This is a genomic window from Pseudomonas entomophila, from assembly GCF_023277925.1.
GTDB classification, from domain to species: domain Bacteria; phylum Pseudomonadota; class Gammaproteobacteria; order Pseudomonadales; family Pseudomonadaceae; genus Aquipseudomonas; species Aquipseudomonas entomophila_D.
In genome coordinates this window covers 726294-743142 of record NZ_CP063832.1, presented here as the reverse complement: position 1 = coordinate 743142, position 16849 = coordinate 726294, and the positions used below count along the sequence as shown (strand labels likewise).

The following is a 16849-nucleotide window of genomic DNA, read 5'->3' as shown; positions in this document are numbered from 1 at the left end:
GGCGCCTACTGGATCATCTACGGCAAAGACACAACGAGGTCTACGTCGCCGATGCCGTCGGCATCATGCAAAAGCTCGGTGGCGTGCAAAGCGTCCGGGCGATACATCGCTTCGACGGTGCCAAGAGGGATGTAAAAACCAGCGTCAAAGGCTGGGTCGCACCGAAGGACTACTGGTTGCAGCGCACCTTCGCCTTCGTCTGCGCCCCCGATAACCGCGCGCGCAACCAGATGCTGTCGATCGGCAAGATGCCGGCGGCGAAGATGGTCGCCACCATCCAGACCATGTTCATCCAGTTGATTGGCGTCCAGGCCAACAGCCAGGCGGTGCAGGAGCTGGACGACATGCTGGCGAACACCCCACGATGAGAGCGCGCCCTCTGCTGGTACTTGGCCTGTTGCTGCCTGCGCTGGCCGGCTGCATCCCGACCCTGCCGGAGCTGATGGCGGGCAACCAATGGCAAGGGCGCGACGCCAAGCAGGCCATCGACTTCTTCGGCCCGTCCATGCGCATGGAGCCGTTGCCCGACGGCGCTGGGGTGCAGTTGGGCTGGTACCGCGATACCACCTACGTGCAAAAGGAGGTGGTCGGCAGCACCGCCGAGATGCAAGGCAACGTGATGGTCCATACCAACTACTGGGACGACGTGGCCCACCCTGGCGGCTGCACGATCCTGATGTCGGTGAACAAGGCGCGGCAGATCAACGATTTCTCCACCAAGGGCCGCTGTAACGGGTTGAACCTGGCGCCATAGCGGCTAGCCGGAACGCGAAAGCAAGCCTGTCCGGACTCGTGGGAGCGGGCTTGCACCGCGATAGCGCCCGCCCAGGCAACCAAGCCCCAGCCAGATACCCTCCCCTACTCAGCCCCCCGCCCAACCATCAACCCATGATTCACATCCTGGGCCAACGCCTTGGCCATGCCGCTGAGGTAATGCACCGCCGTCAGCAGCGTAGGCAGATGATCAGTCTCCACCATCGCCAGATCACTGATTTTGTGCACCGCACACATCAGCACGGTCGCCTGCTCCACCGCATGGTCCAGCGGATGCCCCGCCACCACACGGAACAGCGGGTCTCGCACACCCACCTCCGCGCCTTCGCCGAAATGACCGACGCCAGTGGTGGCGAGTTTCTTGATGCGCGGGATTTGCAACTCCTTATCCATACCATTCCTCCTGCGACCCCGCGAACGGCGCGGGGCCTGATCGGTGAACATCAAGTACGAGCCCAGGCTCGCCAGGTCAGTGCCGGGATTGCACGCGGCTCAGTGCCACTTCCACCAGGGTGCGGGCGCTGTCGATTTCGTGCATGGCGGCGAGGGTCAGGACCTGGCCTGGGGGTTTGGCGTGGAGCAGGACAGTCTGCTGGCTGACGGTCAGGGCGCAGACGAGGTATTCGGAGATCTGGACCAGGAGGTCTTCGAGGGTGTGGGTGGTGTATTTGTCGTGCTGGGGTGGATCGGGGACTATTTTCAGCATGGTAGAGCTCCTATTTTCAAATGGAGCTACCGTTCTCTGCTGTCAAACAGAAAGGTGGCAGCTGTACGCGGGTTGACAGACCGGGAAAATAGGAAACCGGCGCACCGAAGTGCCCCACGTACAGCCACCATAGACGGCCGTGCACGCGCGTTACTATCTTCCCGGTCTGTCAAAACCGTTCGCTGAATTGGCAGCGACTTGGCGAGACTAGATGGGTGATGCAGCGGCTGCAACGGGCTGTAAGGGGGTAGAAGTATGTTTCGGAAACGGACTACAGAGAAGAGGGAAAATCCGATTCCGTAGACCTTAGGCACGCCTGCTGCCACAACGAATATGGACCTGGAACGCATACGAACTCTCGCGCGGACGCTACGATCGCAGTGGCGCTTTGCCAGTTTTTCTTGAACCGTTTGATCACTTTGGCGACGATGGGGAAATTTCCTACAAACATCGGCGACAAAGGGCAGCGCACGTGGCGATCAAAGCTGTATCGAAGGAACGTATTGATGAGGCTTTGCTGGAATTTGACCGCGACTTTAGAGGAAGACGAGAGTGGCATGGTTGGGAGACGAACCCTGCCCACCGCTACGCGATTGCTGTAGGGGGTACATCGTACCCAGCAAAGAAAATAGTCTCCTTGGCTACCGGCATCGCAGTTAGCCAATTCCCAGGCGGACACCTCACAAACCGCTATTTAGAAAAGCGTGGATTTTCCATCATCGAGCTGCAGAGCACTGGTCTAGAACCAGTCCTGCAGTTCGAGCCTGGGGCCATTTACGATCGCGTGACTGAAATCAACGGACCATTCGGGGGTAGCCGGCAGAGCGGCATAGCGGCATCCGCTACCCACCCGGCGATTTTCTTGTTTACAGGCGATAGTGGCGAGCAATATGGCTATGCCGACAGCTGGGACAACGGTGCGTTTCTCTACACCGGTGAAGGGAAGCGTGGGCCTATGAAATTGAACCGTGGCAACAGAGCTGTCGCTGAGCATGCGGAGACAGGTCGTGTGCTTCATCTGTTCAAGTCGCTCGGCAAAGGAAAAGGTAATCGCTATATAGGTGAGTTCTGCTGCGCCGACGTCTTTGAACGAACCCAGCCGGATGTTGATGGCAAGGATCGTACTGCTCTTGTATTCAGATTGGTGCCTGTGGGCAGTCCAGAGCTGAATATCGAAACTGAGTTGGGGACGGGGGTTGAACTCGAAGATTCGTTAGCTGCTGCTCGGATAGCCGCTCTGGCTGCCTGCAAGCCGGTAACGAATGCAATGGACCAATCGGCGCATCGCAAAATTTACCAGCGCAGCCGGAAGGTCGCTCACTACGTCCTCATGCGTGCCAAAGGCTTATGTGAAAGCTGCGACAAGCCAGCTCCATTTTTTAAGAAAGATGGAACCCCATACCTGGAGCCGCATCATGTAAATCGGCTCTCCGACGGAGGCCTCGACCACCCTCGGTACGTAGGTGCTGTCTGCCCATCTTGCCATCGCGAAATTCACTCAGGTTTACACGGGGTGTCGCTCAACGAGCAGTTGAAGCAGCGACTTAACGCAATTGAAGGCTGAGTTTAATTTGTCACAATCCTCCGTGCTAACTGCGCTACTCGGCTAAGCTGAAAAGCTTAGGCATACATACCCACCGGAACTTTCGCTGTACAACCTGCCTTGATGGCCAAAAGGTGAGGCGTTTCATGAGGTTCCGTCGCTGGGACAGTTCTATTCGAGGGTGCAAGGGATATGCGCAAAAAGGGTCAATCTTGGCTGTTACTGCTTGTCTTCTTTGTAGTGGTCTGGGCAGTCAACAAAAAGGACTCGCCTAGAATAGAGGCGCCACTTAGCCAGACGCCCGTGAGGCCCTTGACAACGGCCTCATCACTGACGCCACAGACAACACAAGAATCTACAACAGAGCACTTCGTCAACGCGGACAAGCTGAACCTGCGCGCTCAGCCAGGCGGAAAAGTGATTTCCCAGCTCAAACGCGGTGAGAAGGTGCGGGTCTATGAGCAGCAGAATGAGTGGGCCCGCATCAGCCTTGATGGACAGCCGCAGCGGTGGATTTCCTATAAAAATCTCTGCAGCGGCGTAAATTGCTTTATTAGCTTACAGCCCAAAAGAGAGCGACCCACTCCACAACCAGCTCGCAGCACAACGTCAGAATATGGTTCATCGTGCCCCTGCTCTTCGGGTCGTATCTGCATAGGCCCAAGAGGCGGTCGCTACTGCATCACATCTGGGGGAAACAAACGGTACGGCGTTTAGCGTCTCTCGCTAATGGCTGAGTTCTGTAGATCTGCCAATGCCGTCAGTGGAAAGTCGGTCCTCGTATCGCACTGCGTTGGTGCAAGCCTTTGGCGGTAAGCTCATACTCAGGCCTCTAAGCAGCCCGCGAAATCTAACCAACATCTCGGTGGGCAGAAAGTGAGGCAAAATTTCTATCAGCAGCAAAATGTGTAGGCATAAAAAAATCCAGTCACCGCTAAGTGACTGGATTTTTAGGGATTTTTGGTCGGGACGGAGTGATTCGAACACTCGACCCCTTGCACCCCATGCAAGTGCGCTACCGGGCTGCGCTACGCCCCGACATCATTCTCGATACCGCTGAGAACGTTGAAGAATTTAACCTAACCTTTTGAATAATGGAAGCTTTTTTTCAAAAATTTCCACTCGTCGCCAACCAGGTCACTTCTTCAATACCACCAGCACATCCTCCAACTCCGCAATCATCTGCCGAATCAGCTGCTTGTACTGGCTGGACTCATCCTTGACCTCATCACTGGAGAGCCGTAACCGCGCCCCGCCAATGGTAAAGCCCTGGTCATACAGCAAAGCGCGGATCTGGCGGATCATCAGCACGTCCTGGCGCTGATAATACCGCCGGTTGCCACGGCGCTTCACCGGGTTGAGCTGCGTGAACTCCTGCTCCCAGTAACGCAGCACGTGCGGTTTTACCGCACAGAGCTCGCTGACTTCACCGATGGTGAAGTAGCGTTTGCCCGGGATGGGGGGCAGCTCGTCGTTATGGCTTGGTTCCAGCATAGGCCTCTACCCGGGCTTTCAGCTTCTGCCCTGGACGAAAGGTGACGACGCGGCGCGCGGTGATCGGGATCTCTTCCCCTGTTTTAGGGTTGCGGCCCGGCCGCTGGCGTTTGTCGCGAAGGTCGAAGTTGCCGAAACCGGACAACTTGACCTGCTCGTTGTCTTCAAGCGCGTGCCGAATTTCTTCGAAAAACAGCTCGACCAGCTCCTTGGCCTCACGCTTGTTAAGCCCCAGCTCCTCGTACAGCCTTTCGGCCATCTCAGCTTTCGTCAGAGCACCCATGCCGTTATTTCCTTAACGTGGTGTTCAACTTTTGTTCAAGCGAGGTGAGGATGGTTTGCAGGGTTTCATTCACCTCATCGTCGTTAAGAGTGCGCGATGGATGTTGCCAGGTCAAGCCGACCGCCAGGCTTTTTCTATCAGGATCAATGCCTTTACCCTGGTAGACGTCAAACAGCCTGAGGTCTGTGAGCCATTCGCCCGCATTGTCACGAATTACTTCAAGCACCGAGCTAGAAGCTACATCACGTCCTGCGATCAAAGCCAGGTCACGACGGGTTTCCGGGAACTTGGACAGCTCGCTGAACTTCGGCAGGCGGCCTTCGACTACATCGCCGAGCACCAACTCGAAGACGAACACCGGGCGGTCGAGGCCGAGGGTCTTGGCCAGCTCGGGGTGGATGGCGCCGAGGTAGCCGACTTCCTTGCCGTCGCGCTCGATACGTGCGGTCTGGCCGGGGTGCAGGGCCGGGTGTTTGCCGGCAGCGAAGGTGAAGTCGCTCAGGGCACCGGAGTAACCCAGCAGGGCTTCCACATCGGCTTTGACGTCGAAGAAGTCGATGCTGTCGCGGCCGTTGGCCCAGCCTTCCGGCAGGCGGCTGCCGGTGACGACGCCGGCGATCATCGGCTGCTGCTTGAGGTCACCGAGCTGGCCGACGAAGCGCAGGCCGCTTTCGAACAAGCGCACGCGGTCTTGCTGGCGGTTGAGGTTGTGCTGCATGGCCTTGACCAGGCCCGGCCACAACGAGGCGCGCATGGCGGCCATGTCGTTGGAGATCGGGTTGGCCAGCAGCAGCGGCTCGACGCCTGGGGTGAACAGCTCGAACAGTTTCGGGTCGATGAAGCTGTAGGTGATGGCTTCCTGGTAGCCGCGGGCAACCAGCAGGCGACGCAGGTTCGGCAGCTCGCCACGGGTTTCCGGGCGGGCTTGCGGGGCCAGGCGGGCTTGCGGGTAACGGACCGGCAGGTTGTTGTAGCCGTACAGGCGGGCCAGCTCTTCGATCAGGTCGACTTCCAGGCTGACATCGAAGCGGTGGCTTGGGACGGTGACAGTCCACTCCCCTGCCCCACTTGCACTGGTTTTCAGCTCCAGGGCGTTGAGCAGCTGCTCGACCTGGGCGGCTTGCATTTGCATGCCGAGCATCTGGGTGATGCGTTCGTCGCGCAGGGTGATCGGCGCGATGTTCGGCAGGTGCTGCTCGCTCACGGCTTCGACTACGGGGCCTGCTTCGCCGCCGACGATCTCCAGCACCAGGGCGGTGGCGCGCTCCATGGCTTCACGGGCCAGTTGCGAATCCACGCCGCGCTCGTAGCGGTGCGAGGCGTCGGTGTGCAGGCCGTAGGAACGGGCCTTGCCGGCGACGGAGATCGGCTCGAAGAAGGCGCTCTCGAGGAACAGGTCGCGGGTCTTCTCGGTGTTGACGCCGCTGTGCTCGCCACCCATCACGCCGGCAATGGCCAGGGCGCGGGTGTGGTCGGCGATCACCAGGGTGTCGGCGCGCAGGGCAACTTCCTGGCCGTCCAGCAGGACGAGTTTCTCACCCTCCTCGGCCATGCGCACGCGGATACCGCCGTTGATTTCGGCGAGGTCGAAGGCGTGCATCGGCTGGCCGAGCTCGAGCATCACGTAGTTGGTGATGTCGACGGCGGCGTCGATGCTGCGCACGTCGCTGCGGCGCAGGCGCTCGACCATCCACAGCGGGGTCGGCTTGCTCAGGTCGACATTGCGGATCACGCGGCCCAGGTAACGCGGGCAGGCGGCCGGGGCGCTGACGTCGACCGGGCGCACTTCGTCGTGGGCAGCCGGTACGGCTGGCACCACCGGGCGGGTGACCGGCACGTCGTACAGGGCGCTGACGTCACGGGCAAGGCCGGCGATGGACAGGCAGTCGCCGCGGTTCGGGGTCAGGCCGATCTCGATGCTGGCGTCGTCCAGGTTCAGGTACTGACGGATGTCCTGGCCAACCGGGGCGTCGGCGGCCAGTTCCAGCAGGCCGTCGTTCTCGTCGCTGATCTGCAGCTCGGAAGCCGAGCAGAGCATGCCGAAGGACTCGACGCCGCGCAGCTTGGCCTTCTTGATCTTGAAGTCGCCCGGCAGTTCGGCACCGATCATGGCGAACGGGATCTTGATGCCTGGGCGGGCATTCGGGGCGCCGCAGACCACCTGGAAGGTCTCTGCGCCGTTGCTCACCTGGCACACGCGCAGCTTGTCGGCGTCCGGGTGTTGTTCGGTGGTGAGGATCTCGCCCACCACGATGCCGCTGAACTGGCCGGCAGCGGGGGTCACGCTGTCGACTTCGAGGCCGGCCATGGACAGGCGGGCGACCAGTTCGTCACGGGAGACTTGCGGGTTTACCCAACCGCGCAGCCACTGTTCACTGAATTTCATGCTGTTCTCCTGAAAGTTGCGTCGATTGGGCCTAGCGGAATTGAGCCAAGAACCGCAGGTCGTTGTCGAAGAACAGACGCAAATCGTTGACGCCATAGCGCAGCATGGCCAGGCGCTCGGCGCCCATGCCGAAGGCGAAGCCCTGGTACTCTTCCGGGTCGATGCCGGACATGCGCAGCACGTTCGGGTGGACCATGCCGCAGCCCATCACTTCCAGCCAGCCGGTCTGCTTGCACACGCGGCAGCCCTTGCCGGAACACATCACGCACTGGATGTCGACTTCGGCGCTCGGCTCGGTGAAGGGGAAGAACGACGGGCGGAAGCGCACGGCCAGTTCTTTCTCGAAGAACACCCGCAGGAACTCTTCGATGGTGCCCTTGAGGTCGGCGAAGTTGATGCCGCGGTCGATCAGCAGGCCTTCGACCTGGTGGAACATCGGCGAGTGGGTGATATCCGAGTCGCAACGGTACACACGACCTGGGCAGACGATGCGGATCGGCGGCTGGGTGCTTTCCATGGTGCGCACCTGGACCGGCGAGGTGTGGGTGCGCAGCAGCATGTTGGCGTTGAAGTAGAAGGTGTCGTGCATCGCCCGGGCCGGGTGGTGGCCGGGGATGTTGAGCGCTTCGAAGTTGTGGTAGTCGTCTTCGACCTCGGGGCCTTCGGCGATGCCGTAGCCAATATGGGTGAAGAACTGCTCGATGCGCTCGAGGGTACGGGTGATCGGGTGCAGCCCACCGGTGGTCTGGCCACGGCCTGGTAGAGTGACGTCGATGCATTCGGCGGCCAGGCGAGCGTTCAGCTCGGCCTCTTCAAAAGCGGCCTTGCGTGCGTTGAGCACGTCGGTGACGCGTTCCTTGGCGTCGTTGATCAGCGCGCCGACCTTGGGGCGCTCTTCGGCTGGCAGGTTGCCCAGGGTCTTCATCACCTGGGTCAGCTCGCCTTTCTTGCCGAGATATTGGACCCGGATCTGTTCCAGGGTAGTGATGTCTTCAGCGCGTTCCACGGCCTCGAGGGCTTGGGCGACCAGCGCGTCCAGGTTTTCCATGTACAGACTCCAGATACGAAAATAGGGGAAGAGCTTTTGAAGGCTCTTCCCCTATCCGATGACGTTTTACACCCGACGGCGCAGGCGCCGCCGGATGATTGTCGTGGGTACTTAAGCCAGTACGGCTTTAGCCTTCTCGACAATCGCAGCAAACGCCGCTTTTTCGTTCACTGCCAGATCAGCCAGAACCTTACGGTCGATTTCGATCGACGCTTTTTTCAGGCCAGCAATCAGACGGCTGTACGACAGACCGTTGGTGCGGGCACCGGCGTTGATACGAGCGATCCACAGTGCGCGGAACTGACGCTTCTTCTGGCGACGGTCGCGGTAGGCGTATTGGCCTGCCTTGATGACCGCTTGCTTGGCAACGCGGAATACGCGCGAGCGCGCACCGTAGTAGCCTTTAGCCAGTTTCAGAATTTTTTTGTGACGCTTACGAGCGATAACGCCGCGCTTAACACGAGCCATGAGTAACTTCCTCTATCTTAACCAGAATTAACGAACGCGCAGCATGCGCTCGACTTTTGCCACGTCAGACGGGTGCAGCAAGCTGGCACCGCGCAGTTGACGCTTACGCTTGGTCGACATTTTGGTCAGGATGTGGCTCTTGAAAGCGTGCTTGTGCTTGAAGCCGGAAGCCGTCTTCAGGAAGCGCTTCGCAGCACCGCTCTTGGTTTTCATTTTTGGCATGTTGGAACTCCGCATTCGAATAAAAATTACACAATAATCATCAGGCCTGCCGTGCCCGGGAGATTACTTCTTCTTTTTGGGGGCGATGACCATCATAAGCTGGCGTCCTTCCATCTTCGGATGCTGCTCAACGGTGCCATAGTCGGCGAGGTCGGTTTCGACCCGCTTCAACAGCTCCATGCCCAGCTCCTGGTGGGCCATCTCACGGCCGCGGAATCTCAGAGAGATCTTGGCCTTGTCCCCATCGCTAAGGAAACGTACCAGGTTGCGTAGTTTTACCTGGTAATCCCCTTCTTCCGTCCCTGGACGAAACTTGATTTCTTTGATCTGGATCTGCTTCTGGTTCTTCTTGGCTTCGTTGGCCTGCTTCTTCTTCTCGAAGAGGTGCTTGCCGTAGTCCATCACCTTGCAGACGGGCGGTACCGCGTCTGCAGAGATTTCCACCAGATCCAGCTTCGCTTCATCAGCGATACGCAGCGCTTCATCAATCGAGACGATGCCAATCTGCTCGCCGTCAGCACCAATTAACCGAACCTCGCGTGCCGAGATATTCTCGTTGATCGGGGCTTTCGGTGCAGTTCGTTTATCGTTTCTCATTTCACGCTTAATAGTCATTACTCCGATTCTTGGCGACCACGCCGGGAAACCGCTTGCGACAGCAGCTCAGCGAACTGCGCGACGGGCATCGAGCCCAGGTCTGCGCCTTCGCGGGTGCGCACAGCGACGGTTTGCGTTTCGACTTCGCGATCCCCTATAACCAAAAGATAAGGGACCCGCAGCAACGTATGCTCGCGGATTTTAAAGCCGATCTTCTCATTTCTCAAGTCCGACTTGGCACGGAATCCGCTACCGTTCAGGGCTTTTTCCACTTCGAGGGCGAAATCGGCCTGCTTGTCGGTGATGTTCATGATCACGGCTTGGGTCGGGGCGAGCCAGGCTGGGAACACGCCGGCGTAGTGCTCGATCAGCATACCGATGAAGCGCTCGAACGAGCCGAGGATGGCGCGGTGCAGCATCACCGGGCGCACGCGGCTGTTGTCTTCGGCGATGTAGCTGGCGTCCAGGCGTTCCGGCAGGTTCGGGTCGTACTGCAGGGTGCCGCACTGCCAGTTACGGCCGAGGCAGTCGCGCAGGGTGAATTCGATCTTCGGGCCGTAGAACGCGCCCTCGCCCGGCTGGTATTCCCACTCCAGGCCCGATTCGTTCAGGGCGTCGGCCAGGGCGCCTTCGGCACGGTCCCACAGCTCTTCGGAACCCACGCGCTTGGCCGGACGGGTCGACAGCTTCATGGCGACGTCGGTGAAGCCGAAGTCCTTGTACACATCGAGCGTGAGCTTGATGAAGTCGGCGGCTTCCTTCTTCACCTGATCTTCGGTGCAGAAGATGTGCGCGTCGTCCTGCACGAAGCCACGCACGCGCATGATGCCATGCAGGGCGCCGGACGGCTCGTTGCGGTGGCAGGCACCGAACTCGGCCAGGCGCAGCGGCAGGTCGCGGTACGACTTCAGGCCCTGGTTGAACACCTGCACATGGCACGGGCAGTTCATCGGTTTTACCGCGTAGTCGCGGTTTTCCGACGAAGTGGTAAACATGTTCTCGGCGTAGTTGGACCAGTGGCCGGAACGCTCCCAGAGGATGCGGTCGACGACCTGCGGGGTCTTGATCTCTTGATAGCCGTTTTCACGCTGGACCTGGCGCATGTACTGCTCGAGCACCTGGTACACGGTCCAGCCGTTGGCGTGCCAGAACACCATGCCTGGGGCTTCTTCCTGCAGGTGGAACAGGTCGAGCTGCTTGCCGATCTTGCGGTGGTCGCGTTTTTCGGCTTCTTCGATGCGCTGGATGTAGGCGGCCAGCTGCTTCTTGTCGGCCCAGGCGGTACCGTACACGCGCTGCAGCTGCTCGTTCTTGGCGTCGCCGCGCCAGTAGGCACCGCTGAGCTTGGTCAGCTTGAACGCTTTCAGGAAGCGGGTATTCGGCACGTGCGGGCCACGGCACATGTCGACGTATTCTTCGTGGTAGTACAGGCCCATGGCCTGTTCATCCGGCATGTCCTCGACCAGGCGCAGCTTGTAGTCTTCGCCACGCTGGGTGAACACGTCGATGACTTCGGCGCGCGGGGTCATCTTCTTGACGACGTCGTAGTCCGTGTCGATCAGCTGCTGCATGCGCTTTTCGATGGCGGCGAGGTCGTCCGGGGTGAAGGGACGCTCGTAGGCGATGTCGTAGTAGAAGCCTTCGTCGATCACCGGGCCGATCACCATGCGGGCGGTCGGGTACAGCTGCTTCACCGCGTGGCCGATCAGGTGGGCGCACGAGTGACGGATGATCTCCAGTCCCTCTTCATCTTTAGGGGTGATGATCTGCAGGGTGGCGTCGTGGTCGATCTTGTCGCAGGCATCGACGAGCTTGCCGTCGACCTTGCCGGCGAGCGTCGCCTTGGCGAGGCCTGCACCGATCGAGGCGGCGACTTCGGCTACGGATACCGGCTGGTCGAACGTGCGTTGACTGCCATCGGGAAGAGTAATAACGGGCATGGCGCCTCCTCTCCTAGTGGTGACCCCTACCAAAGGTCACGTGGGTTGGGATGAGCCAGTACAAGATCCGCCCTGCCTTTCCCGCGGGAAAGCCTGCCTCACAGTGGCAGAGACCTGTTCGGTCTGCCAGGGACGAACCAGAGTGACTGGAAGGTAAAAGCTGCAAGCCGCAAGTGGCGAGCTGCAAGCCGAGCATGCTAGCACGCAGGTTGCACCGGAAAGCAGAAATATTTGGAAATTACGGCCTTGGGGTGAACTTGTACGGAAAATTTTCTATCAGACCTTCTGAAGCAACCTACTCTTGATGAGACCTTAACCCAAGGAGTGTCTGGTTATGCGACTTCAGTCCCTTCTGGCTGCCTGCGCCGCAAGTGCCCTGCTGCTGCCCCTGGCCGCTCATGCAGGCAATTTCCCAGCAGGCAAGGAAGCGGCCTACATGACCCAATGCCAGCAAGTGGCAACGGGCCAGGGCCTGGACGAGGCGAAGGCGAAGAAGCACTGCGAGTGCGGCGCCCAAACCATCAAAAAGAATTTCAACGACAAGGAGATCGAGGACCTCGACAGCCAGGACGGCGTGGATGCCAAGCTGATGCAGAAGGCCCAGATGGCCGTGCAGGCAGCCTGCAAGCCGAAATAGAGGGGCCGCGGGACGATTCGACGCATCTTTTGCGCTGGATCAACATCCTGCGAAGGTAAAAGGCGCTAGATGCGCAGAAATGGACTATGATGTCGCCGGTGCACCTGTAGCCTCGGCAACATCGCACTTCGATAAAAATCATGTTTCTGGAGATTCACCTCATGTCCAATCGCCAAAACGGCACCGTCAAATGGTTCAATGATGAAAAAGGCTACGGCTTCATCACCCCAGCAGGCGGCGGCGACGACCTGTTCGTACACTTCAAGGCCATCGAATCCGACGGCTTCAAGAGCCTGAAAGAAGGCCAGGCTGTAACCTTCGTTGCCGAGAAAGGCCAGAAGGGCATGCAGGCTGCACAGGTTCGTCCGGAGTAATTCGGATCGAAACAAAAACCCGCCACTTGTGGCGGGTTTTTTATTGGGCGCGTTTCGAGCCTTGCAGCTCCTACAGGGATAGCTGCAGGCCTTGGGTCAACCGCAGTTGACGCGGGTCACCACGCCCTTTTCATCGACATTCAGGTTCAGCCGCTCGGAACGGTACTCCAGGGTGATCACGTCGTGCGGGGTGAGCACCCGCGCCATTTGCGAACCACTGGCCTTGCGCGCCTGATCCAGCAGCGCTGGAGTGGCCTGCTTGCCGAGGGTGAAGTCGGCGCCACTGGCTTCGCAGCGGCCGTCGTTGCCGGCCGGGGCGCTTGGGGCGCTGCCGCCGCCCGAGGAGCCGCCAGTGCTGCAACCTGCCAGAACAGTGGCCAGCAGCAGGGTCGCCAGGGAAGCGCGGGTACGGAACATGAATCCTCCTAGATCGATCTGGGTACTGCCTTATCCGACAGTACCGCGGAATGTTTGTTGCAAAACCGCACAATTCTGCCCGAACTCGCCGCTTGACGCGAAAGGCAATCGTGAACGGATATTGCACCGAACCGCCGGTTCGGCCAAAGCCGCCCCTTATGCCTAAGTCGCAGGCCGCTTGACGCAAAGGCATGATTTACTGCAAGAAGTGGAGCGCGACATGCCTCCCCTTCGAACGCCAGGACGCGGTATTCGACCTATCACAAAGGCCACAATGAGAACCGCCCCATGAGCAGCCACAGCATCGATGCCGACATCAAGGTCAAGTGGGACGAAGGCCAGAGCGCCTACAGCCCGGGCACGCCCGAAGAGCTGGTACTGATCGCCATCGACCTGCTGGTACGCGACCTGGGCGGCGAGGCGGCGCGCAGCTTCATCGAGCAGGTGCTCGAGCACCACGCGCCGCAGGGGGCTATTTCAATCGCGCCAGCCGTGCGCTGAGCAGGTCGAAGAAGCCCTGGGCATCGCCCTCCTTCACCCACATCACATTGGCTGGCTGCTTGAGCACGCCGTACCAGTCGGCGACGGTCTGGCCGAAGGTCGGGCCTTCGCGACTGTCGACCGCCAGGTGCACCTGGCGCCCCTTGAACAGCTCGGGCTTGAGCAGGTAGGCGATGACGCTGGCGTCGTGCACCGGCCCGCCAGGGATGCCATAGGTATCCATGTCGTACTTGATGTAGGCATCGAGAATGTCCACCACCAGCTTGCTGGCGTGGTTGTTCACTGCGGCCAGTTGCTTGAGGCGTGCCTCGCTGGTGAGCACCTTGTGGGTGACGTCCAGCGGCAGGTAGGTAAGCTTGACGCCGCTGGCCAGCACCACTTCGGCGGCATGGGGGTCGGCGAACAGATTGAACTCGGCGGCCGGGGTGATATTGCCGCCGTTGAAGTGGGCACCGCCCATCACCACCACTTCCTTGATGCCGTTGACGATCTCGGGCTTCTGGATCAGTGCCAGGGCCAGGTTGGTCTGCGGGCCAAGCATGGCGATGGTGATGCTGTGGGGCTCGGCGGTGCTCAGGGTATCGATCAGGTACTGCACAGCGTTGCCTTTGGCCAAGGGCTTCTTCGGCTCGTGGACCTGCACGCCGGTGAGCCCCTCCTCGCCATGCACGTTGGCCGCGTAGATGGGTGTGCGCACCAGCGGGCGCCCTGCCCCGGCGTATACCGGGATCTCTTCGCGCCCACCCCACTCACGGGCCAGGCGGGCGTTGCGCGAGGTTTTCTCAAGGCGCACGTTGCCGGCGACGGTGGTGATGGCGCGGATCTTCAGCTCCTCAGGGGAAGCCATGGCTAGCAGCAGTGCCACCACGTCGTCGGCGCCGGGGTCGGTGTCGATGATCAGGTCGCGAGGGGCGGCCTGCAGGGCGGTGGCGGCTAGCGCGGACATGAGGACGGCTCCTTGGAGCAGGCGTTTGAGGGACATTCAGCACTCCTTGTTGCTAGGTTTCAGGCTAACGGGGCACCTGTAGGAGCCAGCCTTGCTGGCGATGCAAGGCACAGCCTTGCCAGGGCCTCTTCGCCAGCAAAGCTGGCTCCTACGGTGGCCGCGCACCCATTCAAAAGGTGACGCCAGCCACCAGCGCGATATTGCTGTAGGGCCGGCACTCACCGGTACGAACCACGGCCCGCGCCTGCCGGCACAGCGCCTTGAAATCGGCATGGTTCATCACTTCCCGCTGACCGATCTCGCCACGGGCATGCATTTGTTCAACCTCGATCAGGCCCAGCGGAGCGGCCTGGAACATTTCCTCGGCCAGCACATGCCGCTCCACCTGCATCTCGCTCAGCACCACGCGCAGCACGCTGGTGAAGTCCGGAATGCCTGGAGTCAGCGCCAGGTCGATGACCTCCACGCCAGGTGGAACCGGCAAGCCGGCATCGCCGATCACCAGGATGTCGCCATGCCCCAGGCCGGCGATGGTCCGCGACAGGGCGATATTCAGCAGTGGCCCCTTTTTCATGGCACCAACTCCTTCAGGTAGGGTATCGACGGCTGCGCACCAACACGGGTCACCGACAATGCGGCGGCGCGCTGGCCGAAGCCGATGGCTTGCTCTTCCGACAGGCCGTGCGCCAGGCCAGCGGCAAAGCCGCCGACGAAGGTGTCGCCCGCCGCGGTGGTATCCACCGGCTGTACCCGAGGGGCCGGAAAGTGCCGGCTGCCGGCGGCATCGACCAGCAGCACGCCGTCGGCGCCCAGGGTAACGATCACCTTGCCCGCCCCCAGCTGGCGCAGGCGCTCGGCGGCGCGGCGGGCGCTGTCCTGGTCACTGACGGGCACGCCGGCCAAGGCCTCGGCCTCACTCTCGTTGGGGATCAGGTAGTCGATATGGGCGAACCACTCGGACGGCAGCGGGCCGCTGGCCGGCGCCGGGTTGAGGATCACCGTCTTGCCCAACTCGCGACCGCGGGCCAGGGTCCAGGCCACGGTGGCGCCGGGCACTTCCAGCTGGCAGATGATCACTTCGGCTTGCTGCAGCAGGTGGTCGAAACGGCGTACCGACTCCGGCCCGAGCAGGCCGTTGCCACCAGGAATGATGACGATGGCATTCTGGCTGGCGGCATCCACCACGATCAGCGCCACGCCACTGGACACACCCTCGCACACACTCACGCCCTGGCAATCGACGCCCTCGGCCAGCAGGGCCTGGCGCAACTGCTGGCCATAGGCGTCGTCGCCGACATTGCCGACCATCGCCGCGCTGGCGCCCAGCCGGGCCACGGCCACGGCCTGGTTGGCGCCCTTGCCACCAGGGGCGGTGAAGAAACTCTCGCCAGCCAGGGTCTCGCCTCCCCGGGGCAGGCGCTGGGCGCGGGCCACCAGGTCCATGTTGAGGCTGCCGACCACTACCACCTTGGCATCCATGGGTATTCCTTAACGGTAATCGTTGAACAGGTCCGGGCGCGGCCCGGTGGATTCGCGCAGGACGATGCGCGGGGCGACGATGCGCTGCTCCGCGCCCTCGTGCTGACGCGCGCCGATGCGCGACAGCAGCAGGCCCGCAGCGCTTTCGCCCAGCTCGCGGATCGACTGGCCGACCGTGGTCAGCGCCGGGTACACGTAGCGGCTGAGTTCGATGTCGTCGAAGCCGATCACCGACAGCTCGCCCGGCACGTCGATGTTGCGCTCGGCGGCCGCGCGCAGCACACCGAAGCCGATCATGTCGTTGGCGGCGAAGATCGCCGTGGGCCGCTCGCCATCGAGCAGCCGCGCCGCCGCGGCATGGCCGCCGGGGCTGGTGAAGTCGCTGTGCAGCACATGCCCCTTGGCCACCGCCACCCCGGCTTCGGCCATGGCGCGACGGAAGCCCGCCAGGCGCAGCTGGCTCACGCCGGTATCGGCGGGGCCGGCAATGGTGGCGATCTCGCGATGGCCCAGCTCCAGCAGATGACGGGTGGCCAGGTAGGCGCCATGTTCATGGTCGATGCGCACCAGGTCGGCGGCCACGCCGTCCAGGGCGCGGTCGACGATGACCATGGGCGTGCGCACGCCGCCGAGGCTGTCGAGCAGGTCCTGGTCCTCGCCCACCGAGGCGACGATCAGCCCGTCGATGCGCTTTTCCAGCAGCACGCGCAGGTAGCTGCGCTGCTTTTGCGGATTGTCGTCGGAGTTGCACAGGATCACGCAGTAGCCATTGCGCTCGCAGGCATCCTCGATACCCCGGGCCAGCTCGGCGAAGTACGGGTTGACGCTGTTGGGCACCAGCAGGCCGATGGTGGCGGTGCTGCGCGCCTTGAGCGAGCGGGCCACGGCGCTGGGCACGTAGTCGAGCTCGGCGATCGCTGCCTCGACCTTGAGCCGCACGGGCTCGCTGACCGGGCGGGTCTTGTTCAGTACATGGGACACGGTGGTGTAGGAAATACCCGCCAGTGCCGCGACATCTTTGATGGTTGCCATGG

At 61.3% G+C, this 16849-nt stretch carries 22 protein-coding genes and 1 tRNA gene; 7 read left to right on the top strand and 16 right to left on the bottom strand.

The window, feature by feature from the left end; all coding sequences use genetic code 11:
* Window positions 1–65: 65 nt before the first annotated feature.
* Both IM733_RS03370 and IM733_RS03365 read left to right on the top strand, forming a co-directional pair.
* Window positions 66–368 (top strand): hypothetical protein, encoded by a 303-nt coding sequence (locus tag IM733_RS03370; RefSeq protein ID WP_248919525.1) that lies wholly within the window; start codon window positions 66–68, stop codon window positions 366–368.
* Window positions 365–754 (top strand): hypothetical protein, encoded by a 390-nt coding sequence (locus IM733_RS03365; RefSeq protein ID WP_248919524.1) that lies wholly within the window; start codon window positions 365–367, stop codon window positions 752–754. Before IM733_RS03370 ends, IM733_RS03365 begins: the two co-directional genes overlap by 4 nt.
* 104 nt (window positions 755–858) lie before the next feature.
* Here the strand turns inward: IM733_RS03365 and IM733_RS03360 are convergent, their stop codons facing one another.
* Together IM733_RS03360 and IM733_RS03355 are read right to left on the bottom strand one after the other, a co-directional pair.
* Window positions 859–1167, bottom strand: coding sequence for a DUF3077 domain-containing protein (locus IM733_RS03360; RefSeq protein ID WP_248919523.1), 309 nt, complete (start codon window positions 1165–1167; stop codon window positions 859–861).
* Window positions 1168–1243: 76 nt separating this feature from the next.
* Complete coding sequence (locus IM733_RS03355) at window positions 1244–1480, bottom strand: hypothetical protein (RefSeq protein ID WP_069017822.1); 237 nt, start codon at window positions 1478–1480, stop codon at window positions 1244–1246.
* Between the two features lie 472 nt (window positions 1481–1952).
* Here IM733_RS03355 and IM733_RS03350 point away from each other — a divergent pair, with 472 nt between their 5' ends.
* The gene (locus tag IM733_RS03350) at window positions 1953–3044 is read left to right on the top strand and encodes an HNH endonuclease (protein WP_248919522.1); all 1092 of its coding nucleotides are present in this window, start codon (window positions 1953–1955) and stop codon (window positions 3042–3044) included.
* 171 nt (window positions 3045–3215) lie between these two features.
* Window positions 3216–3740 carry an SH3 domain-containing protein gene (locus IM733_RS03345; protein ID WP_248919521.1) on the top strand — a complete coding sequence of 175 codons (525 nt, stop codon included), beginning with the start codon at window positions 3216–3218 and terminating at the stop codon, window positions 3738–3740.
* A 244-nt stretch (window positions 3741–3984) separates the two neighbouring features.
* Here the strand turns inward: IM733_RS03345 and IM733_RS03340 are convergent.
* From IM733_RS03340 to thrS, 9 genes are all read right to left on the bottom strand, one after another.
* Window positions 3985–4061, bottom strand: a tRNA-Pro gene (locus IM733_RS03340).
* Window positions 4062–4160: 99 nt separating this feature from the next.
* Complete coding sequence (locus tag IM733_RS03335; RefSeq protein WP_023629031.1) at window positions 4161–4517, bottom strand: MerR family transcriptional regulator; 357 nt, start codon at window positions 4515–4517, stop codon at window positions 4161–4163.
* Window positions 4498–4800: an integration host factor subunit alpha gene (gene ihfA, locus IM733_RS03330; RefSeq protein WP_009394049.1), complete on the bottom strand. Its 303-nt coding sequence runs from the start codon at window positions 4798–4800 to the stop codon at window positions 4498–4500. Before ihfA ends, IM733_RS03335 begins: the two co-directional genes overlap by 20 nt.
* Window positions 4801–4804: 4 nt before the next feature.
* Window positions 4805–7186 (bottom strand): phenylalanine--tRNA ligase subunit beta, encoded by a 2382-nt coding sequence (gene pheT, locus IM733_RS03325; protein ID WP_248919520.1) that lies wholly within the window; start codon window positions 7184–7186, stop codon window positions 4805–4807.
* Between the two features lie 31 nt (window positions 7187–7217).
* Entirely contained in the window at window positions 7218–8234 is a 1017-nt protein-coding gene (pheS, locus tag IM733_RS03320) for a phenylalanine--tRNA ligase subunit alpha (RefSeq protein WP_248919519.1), read from the bottom strand.
* 111 nt (window positions 8235–8345) lie between these two features.
* On the bottom strand, window positions 8346–8702 hold the full coding sequence (gene rplT / locus IM733_RS03315) for a 50S ribosomal protein L20 (RefSeq protein WP_003250671.1): 357 nt from the start codon (window positions 8700–8702) through the stop codon (window positions 8346–8348).
* 27 nt (window positions 8703–8729) lie between these two features.
* Window positions 8730–8924, bottom strand: coding sequence for a 50S ribosomal protein L35 (gene rpmI, locus IM733_RS03310; RefSeq protein ID WP_003250667.1), 195 nt, complete (start codon window positions 8922–8924; stop codon window positions 8730–8732).
* A 63-nt stretch (window positions 8925–8987) separates the two neighbouring features.
* Entirely contained in the window at window positions 8988–9539 is a 552-nt protein-coding gene (gene infC, locus IM733_RS03305; RefSeq protein ID WP_248919518.1) for a translation initiation factor IF-3, read from the bottom strand.
* Complete coding sequence (gene thrS, locus IM733_RS03300; protein WP_028691465.1) at window positions 9539–11461, bottom strand: threonine--tRNA ligase; 1923 nt, start codon at window positions 11459–11461, stop codon at window positions 9539–9541. Before thrS ends, infC begins: the two co-directional genes overlap by 1 nt.
* A gap of 334 nt (window positions 11462–11795) precedes the next feature.
* Between thrS and IM733_RS03295 the strand changes: the two genes are divergently transcribed.
* Complete coding sequence (locus tag IM733_RS03295) at window positions 11796–12098, top strand: hypothetical protein (protein WP_248919517.1); 303 nt, start codon at window positions 11796–11798, stop codon at window positions 12096–12098.
* 161 nt (window positions 12099–12259) lie between these two features.
* Window positions 12260–12472, top strand: a complete 213-nt coding sequence (locus IM733_RS03290; RefSeq protein ID WP_011533204.1) for a cold-shock protein — start codon at window positions 12260–12262, stop codon at window positions 12470–12472.
* Window positions 12473–12568: 96 nt separating this feature from the next.
* Here IM733_RS03290 and IM733_RS03285 read toward each other — a convergent pair whose 3' ends face one another.
* Window positions 12569–12889, bottom strand: coding sequence for an I78 family peptidase inhibitor (locus IM733_RS03285; protein ID WP_248919516.1), 321 nt, complete (start codon window positions 12887–12889; stop codon window positions 12569–12571).
* Between the two features lie 288 nt (window positions 12890–13177).
* Between IM733_RS03285 and IM733_RS03280 the strand changes: the two genes are divergently transcribed.
* Window positions 13178–13390 (top strand): hypothetical protein, encoded by a 213-nt coding sequence (locus IM733_RS03280; RefSeq protein WP_248919515.1) that lies wholly within the window; start codon window positions 13178–13180, stop codon window positions 13388–13390.
* Here the strand turns inward: IM733_RS03280 and IM733_RS03275 are convergent.
* The 4 genes from IM733_RS03275 to IM733_RS03260 all read right to left on the bottom strand — a co-directional run bounded on the left by IM733_RS03275 (window position 13362) and on the right by IM733_RS03260 (window position 16847).
* Window positions 13362–14372 (bottom strand): nucleoside hydrolase, encoded by a 1011-nt coding sequence (locus IM733_RS03275; protein ID WP_248919514.1) that lies wholly within the window; start codon window positions 14370–14372, stop codon window positions 13362–13364. The genes IM733_RS03280 and IM733_RS03275 overlap by 29 nt on opposite strands.
* 133 nt (window positions 14373–14505) lie before the next feature.
* Window positions 14506–14910 (bottom strand): D-ribose pyranase, encoded by a 405-nt coding sequence (gene rbsD, locus IM733_RS03270; protein ID WP_248919513.1) that lies wholly within the window; start codon window positions 14908–14910, stop codon window positions 14506–14508.
* Window positions 14907–15815, bottom strand: coding sequence for a ribokinase (gene rbsK / locus IM733_RS03265; protein WP_248919512.1), 909 nt, complete (start codon window positions 15813–15815; stop codon window positions 14907–14909). Before rbsK ends, rbsD begins: the two co-directional genes overlap by 4 nt.
* Window positions 15816–15824: 9 nt before the next feature.
* The gene (locus tag IM733_RS03260; RefSeq protein ID WP_248919511.1) at window positions 15825–16847 is read right to left on the bottom strand and encodes a LacI family DNA-binding transcriptional regulator; all 1023 of its coding nucleotides are present in this window, start codon (window positions 16845–16847) and stop codon (window positions 15825–15827) included.
* Window positions 16848–16849: the final 2 nt, after the last annotated feature.

Excerpts from the sequence above, each read along its gene's own strand:
- rbsD (WP_248919513.1), bottom strand. The coding sequence starts at position 14,910 with ATGAAAAAGGGGCCACTGCTGAATATCGCCCTGTCGCGGACCATCGCC.
- pheS (WP_248919519.1), bottom strand. The coding sequence starts at position 8,234 with ATGGAAAACCTGGACGCGCTGGTCGCCCAAGCCCTCGAGGCCGTGGAA.
- IM733_RS03295 (WP_248919517.1), top strand. The coding sequence starts at position 11,796 with ATGCGACTTCAGTCCCTTCTGGCTGCCTGCGCCGCAAGTGCCCTGCTG.
- IM733_RS03260 (WP_248919511.1), bottom strand. The coding sequence starts at position 16,847 with ATGGCAACCATCAAAGATGTCGCGGCACTGGCGGGTATTTCCTACACC.
- rplT (WP_003250671.1), bottom strand. The coding sequence starts at position 8,702 with ATGGCTCGTGTTAAGCGCGGCGTTATCGCTCGTAAGCGTCACAAAAAA.
- pheT (WP_248919520.1), bottom strand. The coding sequence starts at position 7,186 with ATGAAATTCAGTGAACAGTGGCTGCGCGGTTGGGTAAACCCGCAAGTC.
- IM733_RS03335 (WP_023629031.1), bottom strand. The coding sequence starts at position 4,517 with ATGCTGGAACCAAGCCATAACGACGAGCTGCCCCCCATCCCGGGCAAA.
- IM733_RS03360 (WP_248919523.1), bottom strand. The coding sequence starts at position 1,167 with ATGGATAAGGAGTTGCAAATCCCGCGCATCAAGAAACTCGCCACCACT.
- rbsK (WP_248919512.1), bottom strand. The coding sequence starts at position 15,815 with ATGGATGCCAAGGTGGTAGTGGTCGGCAGCCTCAACATGGACCTGGTG.
- IM733_RS03275 (WP_248919514.1), bottom strand. The coding sequence starts at position 14,372 with ATGTCCCTCAAACGCCTGCTCCAAGGAGCCGTCCTCATGTCCGCGCTA.
- IM733_RS03345 (WP_248919521.1), top strand. The coding sequence starts at position 3,216 with ATGCGCAAAAAGGGTCAATCTTGGCTGTTACTGCTTGTCTTCTTTGTA.
- IM733_RS03280 (WP_248919515.1), top strand. The coding sequence starts at position 13,178 with ATGAGCAGCCACAGCATCGATGCCGACATCAAGGTCAAGTGGGACGAA.
- rpmI (WP_003250667.1), bottom strand. The coding sequence starts at position 8,924 with ATGCCAAAAATGAAAACCAAGAGCGGTGCTGCGAAGCGCTTCCTGAAG.
- IM733_RS03370 (WP_248919525.1), top strand. The coding sequence starts at position 66 with ATGCAAAAGCTCGGTGGCGTGCAAAGCGTCCGGGCGATACATCGCTTC.
- infC (WP_248919518.1), bottom strand. The coding sequence starts at position 9,539 with ATGACTATTAAGCGTGAAATGAGAAACGATAAACGAACTGCACCGAAA.
- IM733_RS03365 (WP_248919524.1), top strand. The coding sequence starts at position 365 with ATGAGAGCGCGCCCTCTGCTGGTACTTGGCCTGTTGCTGCCTGCGCTG.
- IM733_RS03355 (WP_069017822.1), bottom strand. The coding sequence starts at position 1,480 with ATGCTGAAAATAGTCCCCGATCCACCCCAGCACGACAAATACACCACC.
- thrS (WP_028691465.1), bottom strand. The coding sequence starts at position 11,461 with ATGCCCGTTATTACTCTTCCCGATGGCAGTCAACGCACGTTCGACCAG.
- ihfA (WP_009394049.1), bottom strand. The coding sequence starts at position 4,800 with ATGGGTGCTCTGACGAAAGCTGAGATGGCCGAAAGGCTGTACGAGGAG.
- IM733_RS03290 (WP_011533204.1), top strand. The coding sequence starts at position 12,260 with ATGTCCAATCGCCAAAACGGCACCGTCAAATGGTTCAATGATGAAAAA.
- IM733_RS03285 (WP_248919516.1), bottom strand. The coding sequence starts at position 12,889 with ATGTTCCGTACCCGCGCTTCCCTGGCGACCCTGCTGCTGGCCACTGTT.